The organism is Rhizobium azibense (assembly GCF_004342325.1).
Taxonomy (GTDB): Bacteria; Pseudomonadota; Alphaproteobacteria; order Rhizobiales; family Rhizobiaceae; genus Rhizobium; species Rhizobium etli_B.
In genome coordinates this window covers 242,233-254,967 of sequence record NZ_SMBJ01000011.1, presented here as the reverse complement: position 1 = coordinate 254,967, position 12,735 = coordinate 242,233, and the positions used below count along the sequence as shown (strand labels likewise).

Here is a 12,735-nt window from a genome sequence, read left to right as displayed (position 1 = left end):
TGCGAAACAACATCCGCCTCCCTTGCAATCGAACTCCCTGGAGGCCGCCGATGACAAGTTCGCGAAACTCTGAAGCAGCGAACATTCCCCGCGATCCGCATGGGCAGAGCACGACCACCCGTGCTCGCGCAGCGGTGGTCGAGAAAAAGGATGCACCTTTCGTGATGCAGGATGTGACAGTTGAAGCGCCCCGGCCAGACGAGGTGCTCGTCCGCATGGTCGCGACGGGGATCTGTGCGACCGATGCCCATGTCCGGCAACAGCTGATGCCGACGCCACTACCGGCTATCCTCGGCCACGAGGGCGCGGGCATCGTCGTGCGTACTGGGGCGTCGGTCACCCACCTCAAGCCAGGGGACCATGTCGTACTTTCCTACCACTCGTGCGGACAGTGCAAACCCTGCCTGTCGTCTCACGCCGCGTATTGCGAGAAAGTGTGGGAGGCCAACTTTGCGGGTGCAAGGTTGGATGGCTCCATCGGTGTCGAGCGGAACGGCGCGGACGACCTGTACGCCCATTTCTTCGGCCAATCCTCGTTCGCGACCTATGCGCTTGCGCATCAGCGCAACACCATCAAGGTGCCCAGCGACATTCCGCTGGAGATCCTGGGGCCGCTCGGCTGCGGCTTCCAGACCGGCGCTGGTGCAATCCTGAAGGCAATGAAGGTTCCAGTCGGCGCCACGGTCGCCGTCTTCGGCGTGGGCGCAGTCGGCCTTGCCGCGATCATGGCCGCCAAGGTCGCCGACGCGGCGACGGTCATTGCCATCGACGTGAATGCGGAACGCCTGGAGCTCGCCAGGGAGCTTGGCGCGACCCACGCCGTCAATGCGGTCGGCCAAGCGGACGTATCCGCCGCGATCCGACAGCTCGAGCCGAGGGGCGTCGAGTTCGTCCTGGACACCAGCGGGCGAGCCGCCAATCTCGATGCGGGAGTTGGGGCCCTCGCGCCGATGGGGCATTTCGGCTTCGTCGCCTTCAACGCCCATTCGGGCGCGATGGTGGACGCATCGCGTCTGACGGTCGGGCAGACGCTCCAGGGTATCATTCAAGGCGATGCCGTGTCGGCGCTGATGATCCCCGAACTGATCGGCCTCTACCGCACGGGCCGGTTCCCGTTCGACCGCCTGATCACCTTCTACGACTTCGCGGACATCAACCAGGCGTTCGAAGACGTCGCCACCGGTCGCGTCATCAAGGCAGTCCTCCGGTTCGACGCCACGGACGCCTGAGCGTCCCGCGCGACTCCCAATTCATCAGCAAAGGAAGCGGATCATGTGCAACAACCATCAGAAAGCCATCAATGCCAGCGATACGCCGGCATTCTTCGCGATCGACAATTACGGCTTTCCCGAGGCGGGTGAGCATCCGGCCGATCCCCCGAACTACTATCCATCCTATTTCACTAGCGAGCGCTTCCAGAAGCTGGGCTACCATGTCGAGGAGCTGCGCGGCGGCTTCTACTGGGTTACCAGCGGTGGCTATGATGCGGCGTTCGTGGTGACGGACGACGGCGTGATCGCGATCGATGCCCCGCCGACAATCGGCGAGAACATGCTCGCGGCGATCGAGGATGTCACCGACAAGCCCGTGACACATGTCATCTACAGCCACTGGCACACCGATCATATCGGCGCCGCCTCCGTGTTCGGGCCGAACGTCGAGATCGTCGCTCACGAGATCACCAAGGAACTGCTCGAGAGGTTTCCCGATCCGAGCCGTCCGATCCCGACCCTGACCTTCGACAAGGAACACACGCTGACGGTCGGCGGCGTGACGTTGGAGCTGTCGTACAAGGGTGAGAACCACTGCCCCGGGAACATCTTCATCTATGCGCCAGCGCAGAAGGTGCTGACCGTCATCGACATCATCAGCCCCGGCAGCGCCACCTTCATGCACTGCGACGCTTCGCAAAACATAACCGGCTGGTATCAGGCCCAGGAACAGCTCCTCGAGTTCGACTTCGACTTCCTCGTGGCCGGTCACCACATGAAGTACGGCACGCCTGAGACGGTCAAGGCGTCGATTGAGTATTTCGCCGACGTCCTTGACGGCGCGCAAGCGGCCGTCGACCGGTTCTCGCGGTCGGATGCCCTGATCAGCATCTTGGACGGCGCCGGCTGGGACAAAGTGTTCGTCGGCACCGAGAACTGGATCAACTCGATGGCGAACTACGCCACTAAATATGTACTCGAGAAGCGCAGCAGCAACGGCCAGCTCTGGTCGGAGCGGCTCGCCGGCGTGACCACACAGACCAAGTATCACGCCTACACAGTGCTCGAATCGATCCGTCTTGAACGCCCGCGTCCCAACTATCGCCTGCGCGGCGAAAACGCTCCGCCGTTCCTGACCTGATCCCCGACGCCCTCTGTGCCCGCTGAAGCCAGGTCGCAGCGGGCGCAAGCACGAGCAGCAGCTCTCTGGCAACACCAGTCCATTCACGGCGGTGGAGGGACCGTCATGTCATGCAGCTATCTAAGGACTTTCAGATGACGACTTATTCGGCCAAGAATTGGATCAATGGCGCGTTCGTTTCGTCGGCGAGCCTTGGCATCTCCATCAATCCGGCGACCTACGAACGCATCGGCGAATATCCGGATGATGGCGGCGCGGCTGCCGGGTCCGCCATCGAAGCCGCGAGCCGCGCCTTTCGAAGCACGGCCTGGGCACATGATGCCGAACTGCGAGCCAAAGTGCTCGACCAGATGGCTTTGGCGATCGAGCGGAACCGCGATCTACTGATAGACATCCTCTCGCTCGAGAATGGAAAGGTTCGGGGCGAAGCCGCACTTGAGGCTGACGGCGCCCCGAGCAAGCTGCGCTACTGGGCGGCGATGGCGCGAACCGAAGCGGGTCGCGCCATGCAACCGCGACCGGGGAGCCTTTCGATCGTCCTACGACAGCCGATGGGCGTAGCGGGAGTCATCGTTCCCTGGAACTCTCCGATCATTCTGGCGGTCAGATCGTTCGCGCCCGCACTCGCCGCAGGATGCACGGTCGTCATCAAGATGCCAGGGCAGGCCGCCCAGATCGCTAGCGTGCTGGCGGAGACCCTCGCAGAACCCTCGGACCTTCCGAACGGCGTCATCAATATTTTCGTTGAAAGCGGATCGGATGGGGCCGCGCTCCTTGTCGAAAGCGCCGACGTGCCGACGATCAGCTTCACGGGAAGCACGAAGACCGGCGTTGCGATCAGCGCGGTCGGGGCGCGCCGAATGAAACGCTTCGGACTTGAATTGGGTGGAAAAGCGCCAATGATCGTGTTCGACGACGCCGACATGGAACCCATGCTGCCCGTTCTGGAAAAAGCGCTGACGGTATTCGCCGGCCAGTTCTGCATGACGGGCTCGCGGCTGCTCGTACAGGAAGTGGTCTATGACACCGTTCGCGATCGGCTTGCCGGGCGGCTGCGGAATGTACGGGTCGGGCCCGCCTCTGATCCCAAAAGCAACATGGGACCGTTGATCGACAAACCCAACGTCGAGCGGGTCGACAAGATTGTCCAGGACGCGGTGAATGCTGGAGCCAAAGCGATTGTCCGCGGCGGACCGATCACCGACGGCCCGCTGGCGAATGGGGCGTTCTTTCGCCCGGCCCTGCTCGAAGTCTCGGACACCAGCCTCCCGATCGTGCAGCAGGAAACCTTCGGTCCCGTCCTCACCATCCAGCGGTTCTGCGAAGAGACCGATGCCATCGCGCTCGCCAACGACAGCGAATACGGTTTGTCCGCCAGCGTTTGGACGCGAGATCTGGACCGCGCGTTGCGGGTCGCTCAGGCGCTGGAGGTGGGCAGCGTCTTCGTGAATGATTGGGCGAAGGTCTACGACAGCACCGAAGAAGGCGGATTCATGCTTTCAGGATTGGGGAGGCTGAATGGTGCCGCCGCGCTCGATGACTTCATCGAATACAAACATGTCGCGCTGAAGCCCGGTCGGTCCGGCAATCCACATCAGGTTTCGGGAAAGTAGACCGACCGGACGCATCGGGAAGACCCATCCTGCGCCGGCTATCCCGCTGAACCTTCATTTATGGACGGCCCGTGCCATCGCACGGACTTGCAGCTTGGGGAGGAGTCACGAAGCCGCCGCCTTAGATTGCTGGAACAGGTCCATATTGGCTTCTCCCCAAGCTGAGAGGGATAGAAGGATCGGTATGAATGTCCGGCCCCGATCAGACAAGCTGTATTCGACCTTGGGTGGTACCTGAGCATGGACTACGCGATTGATCAGTCCGTCGGCTTCCAATTCGCGCAACTGATTGGTCAAGGTCCTCTGCGTGACCCCGGACATCAAGCGCATCAACTCGTTGAAACGGACAGTACCTCTTTCCTGAAGATACCAAAGCGCAACGCATTTCCATTTTCCGTCGATCAGACTGATCGCCGCCTCTACCGCGCAACCGGGATTGCTATCCAGACTGGTGTGGCGCCGCTTGACCATAGCAGTATCCTTTTGTGTACCTAGGGTAAATTTTGTGCGTATTACATATGATGTGGGTATCCACTATTAAAGCTCTTACCATCATTGATTTTGAGAAAGGTAAGATCATGACCGACACCATGAAGGCGATCGTCCTCGCCAAGTTCGGTGGCTTCGACGCTTTCGAGATGCGCGATGCTACCGTACCGGTCGTCGGACCTCGGCAGGTCCGGGTGCGCGTTCACGCCACCGCCATTAATCCCCTGGACTATCAGATCCGACGTGGCGACTACGCCGACTACGTGCCGCTCCCCGCCATCATCGGTCACGACGTTTCCGGCGTCGTGGAGGAGAAGGGGGCGGATGTGAGCGAGTTCGACGTAGGCGACGAGGTTTACTACACGCCCAAAATCTTCGGCGGCCCCGGCTCATATGCGGAGCAGCACGTTGCCGATGTCGATCTGGTCGCCCGCAAGCCGCACAACATCAACCATCTGGAGGCTGCCAGTCTGACGCTGGTCGGGGGGACGGTCTGGGAAGCTTTGGTGACCCGCGCCCAACTTGCCGTTCACGAGACCATTCTGATCCATGGCGGTGCCGGCGGTGTGGGTACGGTGGCGATCCAGCTTGCCAAGGCGATGGGCGCGCGGGTCATCACGACGGCGCGCCGTAGCAACCATGAGTTCGTGCGTTCGCTCGGAGCGGACGAGGTAATCGATCACTCCTCCGATGACTACGTCTCAGCCGTGGCGGAGCTGACGCATGGGCAAGGGGTGAATGTCGTATTCGACACCATCGGAGGCGACACCCTGACGAGAAGCGCGCTCGCCCTCGCGGATGCCGGACGGCTGGTCAGCATCGTCGACATCGCACAGCCGCAGAACCTGATCGAGGCTTGGGGAAAGAACGCCGCCTACCATTTCGTGTTCACCCGTCAGAACCGAGGCAAGCTCGACGCGCTGACAAACCTTATCGAACGCGGTCTGATCAAGCCGGTGATCGGCGCAGTGTTTCCTTTGGCTCGCCTAGGCGAAGCGCATGAACTGCTCGAAGGCGGAAGCTCCCGTGGGCTTCGAGGTAAGGTGGCGATCGATGTTGTTGGCCAGACTGTCGAGCTCCCCACGCCGCGATAGATACATCGATAAGACAGCGGTATTCTCCCAAAATACCATCATTTTCGGGACGGCAGCTATCGCCCGTGCCGCCCGGAATCCGGCTGTCCGCTCGCCACCAGACCTTGCCGTAGCTGTTGAGGGCGGCGCTCACGCGCCGCCGAACTTCCAGACCGGGATGCCGAGCTTCTTGGCCTTGTCGGCGAGGTTGTCGTTGATGCCGGTGCCCGGGAAGTGCATCACGCCCTTGGGCAGGATTTCCAGCATCTCGTCGTTGCGCTTGAAGGGTGCTGCCCGGCCGTGCTTGGTCCAGTCGGGAGCGAAATCGATCGGCGGACTGCGAAGATGAAATCCGGCAACGCCTCATCCAGTTTTTACAGTCAGCCAAAACCACGGACGGAGGGCAATGGGTCTCGATTCTGAAAAAACGAGGGCCTTAGAGGGCTATGGAGTAGACATAGTTCTCATCATCACCCGGCGCGGCGCGCCAAATTCCGCCGATCTCCACCACCCATATGGGAATAGCGTAGACGCAGTTCTCCGCTTCATCGTTCTCGGCCCGCCGGGCGAGATTCGAACCGCACGTGGGTGGGTCGGTACGCGTATGTCTGCTTTCGGGCCGCCTAGCGGACCATTATGCATTTCGAAAAGTCTCTCAACTCAATCTCGCTCGAGAGCGGCGATAAACATAGTTTGGTTCTGCTTCTACGCTGCGGTACGAAATAATGCGCTACGGTTTCCAGAAAGAAAAATTTCCAGCATCACATAAGGAGTCTTCGTCGATCGCAAGTAATGATTAAATCCTGCCCCCGCAACCACTGAGACTTGTAACCGCTTCCAGTCGGCTTCCTTTTCCTTGAGAATAGCCTGGAAGCGGCTCAGGTAGTAGGCTTTCCCCTTCACATCACTGAACTCGCCGGCCTTCACACGGGTGCTGTAGTCCCGGTGATAGTGCTCGCGCATTCTCGCGCTGTAGTCCTGAATCGCTTCCATCGATGCGAGGATCGACGCCAACCGGCCATGAATCGTCAGGTCTGCGCGGCGATTGTCGGGGGAGGGCGCAATCACCACCTTCTGAACGAGGGAGCGGACAAACTGACCGTAACCCGTAAGCGTGTCACTGCCATTTCCGGCACCCTTCAGTGCCGTCGTCATGGCATCCAGAACCGACTGTAACATTGACGGGTTCACAATGATCGGGTCTGATGGCCCAGGCGCTCGCGATTCTAGCATCATTTTTGGATGCTTACGACAAGCGGGAGCGTGTCATTGCCGACGATAATTGAGCATACACCGGGATCGTTCGGCGACCTCCTTGATCAGGTTGAGAAATTTCAGGAAGGCAGAAATTTTGCTTGGTATCGCGGCTCCGGCAATGTCAGCTACTCTTTGGTCCCTACATTAGCTCGACGACCCCTAATGTATCTCCCGACGAATTGAACCGCATTGAAAAGGGTATCGCGAATAGTTTCGCGCAACGAAAGCGGACATCACCTACGATTCCGTCATCAACCACAGCGCTGCTGCCCATCCGGCGAGGTCCTGCCCCTGTGGGACACGGACCGCCGCGAACGTCGTCGTATTGGAGATGAAGAAGGTTGTTCAAAAATTGAACCGCACCCCGAAGACATTTGCACTGGAGCCGCCGTGCACGTCGCCGAGCGTCCCCCAGGCTCCGGACCGGTGGTGTATCCGCCAGAAGAAATCGACGTCGGGCATGGCGTTGAAGGAAAGGTTCAACTCGGGGCCGAGATAGAACAGCGTTCTAGCGTCCCCGTTATGCTCCAGCTCGTTCTTGCGCTCCCGTCCCTCCTGGGTATGCGTGACATGGCTGATGCCAAACGTAAAGGCTGGTGAGATTCGGACGGTATCACCAATCTCGAAACCGTCGTAGCGAGCGACGCCGCCGCCCCAGAATTCCGCATTCGGATGCCCGCCGAATCTTCCGGCGAGCCCCGCTTCCAGTCCGAACCTGAAGGAGCCCATCCTAGCCGGGAAGTACTGGTAGCCGAGGCCGAAGATCGGGAGGTCCTCGTACGTGACGCCGAAAGGATTGGCTGCTTGGAGGATGTCGGCGTCGACCATCGTGCCGCCGAAGGCGAATACCGACTGATTGACGTCGCGGTTCTGGGCCTGCGCGTCGGTTGTTCCCAAGAACGGCATAGTGGAAGCGCCGAGCAGCAGAGCAAGCGGGATGACGATTGGAGGCTTCATATCGGATCTAATCCTGGACTTTATGTTTATCCAGCGCGCGCATTCACCTGAGGCTCTGGAACAGCTCCTGACTGGGAGAAGACACGTCTGCTAGCCCCTGCATGCGGCCCTGCAGGATCGTCAGCGGGGTCCTGAGTTCGTGGGGATCGCGGAATTCGAGTACTTCGGCTCCTTCTCCGCCCGCTGCAACTATTCGGCCATGCGGTTGAAATACTCGATCAGGCGGTCGGCCTCGCCGAAGCCGCCTTGGCCCGACGCCCGTCTGCCAAAGTCGCCCGCCGCTATCGAGCGGGCCGCCTCCGTCGCGGTCACGAGCGGCGTGACAAGCCTCTTTTCCGCTCTCAGGCCCACATAACCAGTTACGGGACTGCGCAAAAGAATTTTCCATCGCAACCTCCGATAGTTCCGAAATGACCCTGCGCAATGAACTCTACACATTACCTCCACGAAAATGCAAGATTGCGAAGCCATATTGTAGAGGTACGCGTACAGCGCGTATCTTGCTCGTATAGCCGTTTTTCGCTGCCTCCTACTTTACCGGAATGTGGCGGCTGCGAGCTTCGGCAGCATTAGGCGAAAGGCGATGCTGCGCGCACTCTGAAACAGGAGAAGAGCAACCCAGAGGCCGTCATTGCCAAACAGCGGCTGGAGTATAACCTCGGTGATGGCCCGGAAAGCGGATTTGCGGTTAAAGGGGTTATGAATGTGTCCTTGGCTGCCCTTCGAGCTTGAGTAGGTTTGCCGGTGGACATACTCCGAAGTGCACGTTCCTGAGGCCTTGATCTCATCTCGACAAGCGATGCGATAGTCCGCCATGGCGCGAAGCTGTGTCGCTAAACGGGGAACGCCGAATGGATTTGGCCCCCGCGCCTCCTGAAGCCGATAAACGCGGAAGGAAACGTCGTGTTCTGCATCGCAGATCGTGGCTGGTGCAAGTCAACGCAAGAGAGCGGCGGGGCTATCCGAGGCAGGATCCAGCGTTGCAGGTCAGCCACGCGCGCACTGCCAAACATGCTTTTATACTCTCGACTGAATTGCGACGTGCTTGTGTAGCCTACCTCGTACGCCACGCGCGATACATTAACGCTCCCCGCGGCAAGAAGCTTTCGAGCACAGGGTAACGCCATGTCCGACCGCGATCGCCTGCACGTCCGGCCTGTTCCTGAGCCGCTGAGCGGATTAGCCGTGTCGAAATAGACGGCGGCAGGTGCTCAATCGTATCGGCGTGCGTGTGCTTCACGTGCTTCAAAACAAAAGAGCCTGGGTGAATAGTCACCTATCAATCGCGCAAGCTTCCCTCATCAAAAGGAAAAGCACATGAAAGCGGCAGTCTACGACAACCCCGGTCCTCCGACAGTTCTCAGATATGCCGATGTGCCCGATCCGACTTGCGGGCCAGATGACGTCCTGATTGCCGTCGAAGCGATTTCGATCGAGGGCGGCGATCTGATCAATCGCCGGTCGACGCCACAGCAATCCCCTTGGATCGTCGGCTACGCGGCTGCCGGAACCCTGATCTCGGTCGGTGAAAATGTCCGCGACCGGGCAGTCGGCCGAAAGGTGACCGCCTTCGATATGCATGGTTCGCATGCGGAACTCTGGTCCGTCCCCGCCTCGCAGACATGACCTGTACCGGACGGCGTGGAAATGGCACAGGCCGCGGCGCTGCTGATTTCCTTCGGCACGGCCTATCACTGTCTGATCACCAAAGGCGTGCGGCAACGGCCTTAAGGTAGTCGAGCCCTCGGGGCGTTCCGCATCGATCTGGCCGCGCCCGGAAGTGCCTGTCACGACAGCGACGGCATGGACGGATGCTATCGCGACCGCCTCACATGGTCGACGAGCGCCCGAAGCTTGGGAGGGAGATTGCGCCGGCTGGGGTAATAAAGGAAAAAGCCAGCAAAGGGAGGACAGTACTCCTGAAGGAGAGGGACCAATTGACCAGATTCGACGTAGGGCTTGAAGGTGTCCTCCATCCCGAAGGTGATGCCGCCGCCGGCACATGCCGTTCGGATCATAAGCCACATGTCGTTGGTGGTGATCTGAGGGTCGACAGCCACGTCGAACTCGCGTCCATGCTGGCCGAATTCCCAACGATATGGTGCGCTGTGGGGAGCTGGACGCCAGCCGATACACCGATGGGCAGAGAGTTCCGAGGGATGCTCGGGCTTGCCGAAACGTTCAATGTAGGACGGGGCGGCGAAGGCGCCCTGACGCTGCTCGCCCGAGACCGGAACGGCAATCATATCCTGATCGATGACTTCGCCCAAACGTACCCCCGCGTCATAGCCTTCCGCAACAATGTCGAATTCCTCGTCCGTGACGGTCACGTCGACCTGAACGGCGGGAAATGTGTCCGCGAAACGCGCGAGAAGCGGCCCTGAGATAAACTGCTCGGCGATGGATGACACCGCCAGCCTCAACAGTCCGCTGGGTGAGCTGTCGCGGTCCGCCGTGGCGTCGAGCGCCAGCCCGACTTCGGAAATAGCCGGCGCCACCCGCTGATACAGTCGTTCGCCGGCCTCTGTGAGACTGACGCTGCGCGTGGTGCGCTGCACGAGCGCGACACCGAGCCGATCTTCGAGGCGGCGGATGGTCTGGCTGACGGCTGGCCGTGTAACGCCCAAATTCTCCGCGGCCACGCGAAAGCTCCGCGCTTCGGCGACTGCCAGGAAAACAGAAATGCCATTCAGATCGACTGCCATTGGTTAGAAATATTTACCAGGCTAGTCATCATTGGGCAAGTTGTTCGCTCTCATCGACGCGTCTACCTTTGACCTTAGAACCAGGAGACAGCCGACATGACGCTTGATCAATACAAACTTCTTGGACGGTCGGGCTTGCGAATCTCGCCGTTGAGCCTCGGAACGATGACCTTCGGATCCGATTGGGGGTGGGGGGCGGATGGCGACGAGGCCCGCCGTATCTTCGATCTCTACATCGACCTGGGCGGCAACTTCGTCGACACGTCGGTAAATTACACCGACGGCCGCGCCGAGCGCCTGCTCGGGACCTTCATCGGCGACAAGCGCGAGCGGATCGTCCTCGCGACGAAGTTTACAATGGCGCGCGAACCGGGCAACCCGAATTCCGGAGGCAACCACCGCCTGAACATGGTGCGCTCCGTCGAGCAGAGCCTCACGCAGCTCGGCACGGATCGCATCGACCTCGTTTATCTGCATGCATGGGACATGACGACCCGGCCAGACGAGGTCATGCGAGCGCTCGACGACCTCGTTCTGTCCGGGAAAGTCCTCTATCTCGGCATCTGCAACACACCTGCATGGCGTGTTGCACAGATGCAGACGCTCGCTGACATCCGCGGCTGGTCTCCTTTCGTAGCGCTACAGATCGAATACAGCCTGGTAGAGAGGACCGTCGAGCACGAGCTCCTGCCGGCGGCTGCAGCCTTGGGCCTTGGAGTGCTGCCCTGGTCTCCGCTCGGCGGCGGCGTGCTCACAGGCAAATATTCCCTTTCCGACGTCGAGGATTCGCAAGAGGCGACGGTGTCCGCCAGCCGCAAGGGTGTCATAGCTTCGTCCGGTCATCTGAACCAACGTGCGATCGAGATTGCGGACGAGGTTCGAGCCGTCGCCGAAGAGGCCAACTCCACGCCATCGCGGGTGGCGCTTGCCTGGACACTGACCAATCCGACCGTCGTCTCGCCAATCATCGGCGCCCGCACGCTCGCCCAGGCCGAGGACAATCTCGGAGCTCTGGATCTGGTGCTTACGCCCGAACAACTGGATCGTCTGAACCGGATCAGCGCTCCGAGCCCCGTCTTTCCCGCTCGCTTCACGCAACGTCCCCTCGTCCAGCAACTGATCTTCGGCGGTGCCGCAGTCGAACGCCGCAACTGACCGCAGCTTCATGGCAGGTCGATAGGCCCGGCAAGCTCTCAGCAACAGGAAAGGATAAATACCATGACCATTCTTCGGACACGACATCGGGTCGCCGGTGCGAGCCGAACAGCATTGATCACACTGGCATTGCTGTCGCTCTCCCTGCCGGATGCAGCCATTGCCACCACCACGGCAACACAGGTGCAGGCCGCAGACAGTGCAGCGATCGAACGGCAGAACAGGGCGATCGTTGAAGCCGCCTTCGAAAAATGGCGCGGGGGTACCTACGTCTTCGCGGAACTTCTCGCTCCCGACGTCGTGTGGATGATCCATGGCTCCGGACCGGTCGCCGGCACCTATCGCAGCCAGAAGGATTTCATCGAACAGGCATCACGTCCTTTGACCAGCCGCCTCGCGACGCCGGTCGTGCCGGAGGTGCACGACATCTTTGCCGACGGAGACACGATCATCATCCGCTTCGACGGAACGGCGACCACGACGTCGGGCGCACCTTATCGCAACCAGTTTGTCTGGATATTCGAGATGAAGGACGGCCTCGTCGTTAATGCGGAAGCATTCCTGGACCTTGTTGCCTATCAGCAGGTTGTCGACAACAACGCGCCGCGCTCGCAATGACACGGCGCCCGCTGCTTCGACAGAACCTAATGTCTGCCGAACCGGCACCGCGCGCACAGGCGCTATCGCCTCCAAACCGAGAACAGTAACGCCTAACGGAGCCAGAACCATGCGACAGGCATTTGCCGCACTCATCACGGCCACCCTTTCGATTCAACCCGCAGAAGCACAAGAGGCCAATTTGCAGCCGAACCATCCCTACGTTGGCATGTGGGTCACCGACGACAACCGTGTTCGCCACGAACTTCTGCCGAGCGGACGCTATATCGAGGCCCGCGGTCAGCGCGAGCGAGCCTATGAGGGTCGCTACGAAGTCGACGGGACGCATATCGAGTACTGGGACGATACGGGCTTCACGGCCGACGGCGATTTCGTCGATGCCAACACATTGCACCATGGCGGCATGATCTTGCGTCGCAAGCCAGCGGCCCCCTGACATACCAAGCGAGCATCCGCAATGCGAAAGCAGCTCAAAGCGATGGCGGCCGCAGGTCTTCCTCATCCATCTGGCAGGGT

General features: G+C 60.3%; 13 protein-coding genes and 2 pseudogenes. 8 read left to right on the top strand and 7 right to left on the bottom strand.

What is annotated here, in order from left to right; translation table 11 throughout:
- The first annotated feature begins 50 nt into the window (after positions 1 to 50).
- The 3 genes from EV130_RS26070 to EV130_RS26060 all read left to right on the top strand — a co-directional run bounded on the left by EV130_RS26070 (position 51) and on the right by EV130_RS26060 (position 3,965).
- Positions 51 to 1,229 carry an NAD(P)-dependent alcohol dehydrogenase gene (locus tag EV130_RS26070; RefSeq protein ID WP_207900905.1) on the top strand — a complete coding sequence of 393 codons (1,179 nt, stop codon included), beginning with the start codon at positions 51 to 53 and terminating at the stop codon, positions 1,227 to 1,229.
- A gap of 43 nt (positions 1,230 to 1,272) precedes the next feature.
- A complete protein-coding gene (locus EV130_RS26065; RefSeq protein WP_132662122.1) occupies positions 1,273 to 2,352 on the top strand; it encodes an MBL fold metallo-hydrolase in 1,080 nt (359 codons plus the stop codon).
- 134 nt (positions 2,353 to 2,486) lie between these two features.
- Positions 2,487 to 3,965: an aldehyde dehydrogenase family protein gene (locus tag EV130_RS26060; RefSeq protein WP_132662120.1), complete on the top strand. Its 1,479-nt coding sequence runs from the start codon at positions 2,487 to 2,489 to the stop codon at positions 3,963 to 3,965.
- 105 nt (positions 3,966 to 4,070) lie between these two features.
- Here the strand turns inward: EV130_RS26060 and EV130_RS26055 are convergent, their stop codons facing one another.
- On the bottom strand, positions 4,071 to 4,436 hold the full coding sequence (locus tag EV130_RS26055; protein ID WP_040115107.1) for a winged helix-turn-helix transcriptional regulator: 366 nt from the start codon (positions 4,434 to 4,436) through the stop codon (positions 4,071 to 4,073).
- Positions 4,437 to 4,543: 107 nt separating this feature from the next.
- Here EV130_RS26055 and EV130_RS26050 point away from each other — a divergent pair, with 107 nt between their 5' ends.
- A complete protein-coding gene (locus EV130_RS26050) occupies positions 4,544 to 5,548 on the top strand; it encodes a zinc-dependent alcohol dehydrogenase family protein (RefSeq protein WP_040115108.1) in 1,005 nt (334 codons plus the stop codon).
- Positions 5,549 to 5,677: 129 nt separating this feature from the next.
- On the opposite strand, the pseudogene EV130_RS34285 reads toward EV130_RS26050, so the two are convergent.
- From EV130_RS34285 to EV130_RS34030, 5 genes and pseudogenes are all read right to left on the bottom strand, one after another.
- Positions 5,678 to 5,863 (bottom strand): annotated as a pseudogene (locus EV130_RS34285) (hypothetical protein); the annotation flags it as partial.
- Positions 5,864 to 6,232: 369 nt separating this feature from the next.
- The gene (locus EV130_RS26045) at positions 6,233 to 6,682 is read right to left on the bottom strand and encodes a hypothetical protein (RefSeq protein ID WP_132662118.1); all 450 of its coding nucleotides are present in this window, start codon (positions 6,680 to 6,682) and stop codon (positions 6,233 to 6,235) included.
- A gap of 447 nt (positions 6,683 to 7,129) precedes the next feature.
- Positions 7,130 to 7,741: a hypothetical protein gene (locus EV130_RS26040; RefSeq protein WP_132662116.1), complete on the bottom strand. Its 612-nt coding sequence runs from the start codon at positions 7,739 to 7,741 to the stop codon at positions 7,130 to 7,132.
- Between the two features lie 189 nt (positions 7,742 to 7,930).
- Positions 7,931 to 8,116, bottom strand: coding sequence for a HAMP domain-containing protein (locus EV130_RS33525; RefSeq protein WP_237358503.1), 186 nt, complete (start codon positions 8,114 to 8,116; stop codon positions 7,931 to 7,933).
- 458 nt (positions 8,117 to 8,574) lie between these two features.
- Positions 8,575 to 8,889 (bottom strand): annotated as a pseudogene (locus tag EV130_RS34030) (helix-turn-helix transcriptional regulator); the annotation flags it as partial.
- 169 nt (positions 8,890 to 9,058) lie between these two features.
- Here EV130_RS34030 and EV130_RS26020 point away from each other — a divergent pair.
- Positions 9,059 to 9,367 (top strand): quinone oxidoreductase family protein, encoded by a 309-nt coding sequence (locus tag EV130_RS26020; RefSeq protein ID WP_335727719.1) that lies wholly within the window; start codon positions 9,059 to 9,061, stop codon positions 9,365 to 9,367.
- A 188-nt stretch (positions 9,368 to 9,555) separates the two neighbouring features.
- On the opposite strand, the gene EV130_RS26015 is transcribed toward EV130_RS26020, so the two are convergent.
- Entirely contained in the window at positions 9,556 to 10,446 is an 891-nt protein-coding gene (locus EV130_RS26015) for a LysR family transcriptional regulator (protein ID WP_132553624.1), read from the bottom strand.
- Positions 10,447 to 10,542: 96 nt separating this feature from the next.
- Between EV130_RS26015 and EV130_RS26010 the strand changes: the two genes are divergently transcribed.
- From EV130_RS26010 to EV130_RS26000, 3 genes are all read left to right on the top strand, one after another.
- The gene (locus EV130_RS26010) at positions 10,543 to 11,601 is read left to right on the top strand and encodes an aldo/keto reductase (protein WP_132662114.1); all 1,059 of its coding nucleotides are present in this window, start codon (positions 10,543 to 10,545) and stop codon (positions 11,599 to 11,601) included.
- 63 nt (positions 11,602 to 11,664) lie between these two features.
- Entirely contained in the window at positions 11,665 to 12,219 is a 555-nt protein-coding gene (locus EV130_RS26005) for a nuclear transport factor 2 family protein (RefSeq protein ID WP_132662112.1), read from the top strand.
- 109 nt (positions 12,220 to 12,328) lie between these two features.
- Positions 12,329 to 12,655 (top strand): Atu4866 domain-containing protein, encoded by a 327-nt coding sequence (locus EV130_RS26000; RefSeq protein ID WP_074062270.1) that lies wholly within the window; start codon positions 12,329 to 12,331, stop codon positions 12,653 to 12,655.
- Positions 12,656 to 12,735: the final 80 nt, after the last annotated feature.